This window comes from Flavobacterium sp. (assembly GCF_049590715.1).
Classification (GTDB): domain Bacteria; phylum Bacteroidota; class Bacteroidia; order Flavobacteriales; family Flavobacteriaceae; genus Flavobacterium.
Genome location: NZ_JBAWDL010000267.1, coordinates 1 through 1680, shown reverse-complemented (window position 1 = coordinate 1680; position 1680 = coordinate 1). Strand labels below are relative to the sequence as shown.

At 51.2% G+C, this 1680-nt stretch carries 2 protein-coding genes; one reads left to right on the top strand and one right to left on the bottom strand.

Going from position 1 to position 1680, the window contains the following annotated elements; all coding sequences use genetic code 11:
- Positions 1-648: MFS transporter (locus WBQ70_RS12005; RefSeq protein WP_423914522.1), on the bottom strand; the 648-nt coding region annotated here is incomplete at its 3' end.
- A 94-nt stretch (positions 649-742) separates the two neighbouring features.
- Here WBQ70_RS12005 and WBQ70_RS12000 point away from each other — a divergent pair.
- Positions 743-1680 (top strand): NADH-quinone oxidoreductase subunit D (locus WBQ70_RS12000; protein ID WP_423914520.1); only part of this gene is annotated, 938 nt, incomplete at its 3' end.

Sequence of the window (1680 nt, the reverse complement as noted above, 5' to 3'; positions counted from 1 at the left end):
GGCGGTAGGCATTTTGTTGAAAAATATCAGGAGCCAGATCAATACCAGAAATAAGGCTACCCCGACATAGGGCCCCATCACGCCCGTCAACTCTTCGGATTGAATGGCCTGCAATTGCTCGGGCGACATGGATGCGCGCTCGGCTTCACCTGCTACGTTGAGTTTTGAAAGAATAAAAAGTTTGCTCAACAGTACCCCAATGATGGAACCAATGGGGTTGAACGATTGCGCCAGATTGAGCCGTTGCGTCCCGGTTTCTTCTGGTCCCATCGCGATGATGTAAGGATTGGCCGAGGTTTCGAGCAGTGACAATCCACCCGCCAGAATGAAAAGTGCGGCCAGGAAGTGACCGTATACCATCGTCTTGCTGGCAGGATAAAAGAGCAATGAGCCGGCAATGAACATCGCCAGGCCGATGAGGATACCCGTTTTATAGGTATACTTTTTGATGAGGATAGCCGCCGGAATCGCCAGACAGAAATATGCCCCGTAGAAAGCATACTGGACGAAGGTGGTTTGGAAATCAGACATGCTCATGATCCGCTTAAAGGCTGAGAGCAGCGTATCGGTCATGTTGTTGGCCAGCCCCCACATCAGGAATAGGCTGGTGATGAGAATGAACGGGAGGATGGGGGTCTTTTTTAGCATACAATGTTTTTTAGTGTAGGAAGGGCAGTAGGACGAAATAATACTTGTCAGAATCCGAAAACGCCAAGAAATCACTAATGAATGCCAGGATTCATTGAAGATATGGGTGCCTATCGACTCAAAATATTCACTCATTGGTTATCTTCGCCATATGAACGACACCATTCAATACGACTACCGTCCTGAGCATCTGACCAATTCGGAACCGAACAAATACCAGCTCGGTGACCTGCGAAAGGAAGAGATGATTCTGAACATGGGGCCCCAGCACCCTTCCACGCACGGGGTACTCAGGCTGGAAATCATTACGGATGGGGAAGTGGTGGTCGAGGTGGTGCCGCACCTGGGGTACCTGCACCGCTGCTTCGAGAAGCACGCCGAGTCGCTGCCTTTCAACCAGATTATTCCCTACGTGGATCGCATGGACTATATCGCGGCTATGAACTCGGAACATGTTTACGTGATGGGCGTAGAGCGGATGCTGGGTATCGAAAAAGATATTCCTAAGCGGGTGGAGTACATTCGGGTACTGGTAGCCGAGCTGAATCGCCTGGCTTCGCATTTTGTGGCCATAGGTACCTACGCCATGGATATTGGAGCTTACACGCCGTTCCTATGGCTCATGCGCGACCGCGAGCAGATCCTGCGCCTGCTGGAATGGGTCTGCGGTGCGCGAATGCTCTATAATTACATCTGGATTGGAGGCTTATTTTATGACCTACCTGTGGAGTTTGAACAGCGCTGCGCAGAATTTATAAGGTACCTAAAACCTAAGCTCATTGAGTTGCAGCAGCTGGTTATTGAGAATAAAATATTCATTCAGCGTACTGCTAAGGTAGGCGTACTTCCGCTACCGACTGCCATCAACTACGGCTGTACGGGTCCGGTACTGCGGGGCTCGGGCCTGCGTTACGACCTGCGGCGGGTGGACGGATATTCGGTTTATCCCGACCTGGATTTTGACATACCCATCGGCAAAGGAGAAATGGGTACCCTTGGCGACTGCTGGGACCGCAATTGGGTGCGCGTGGC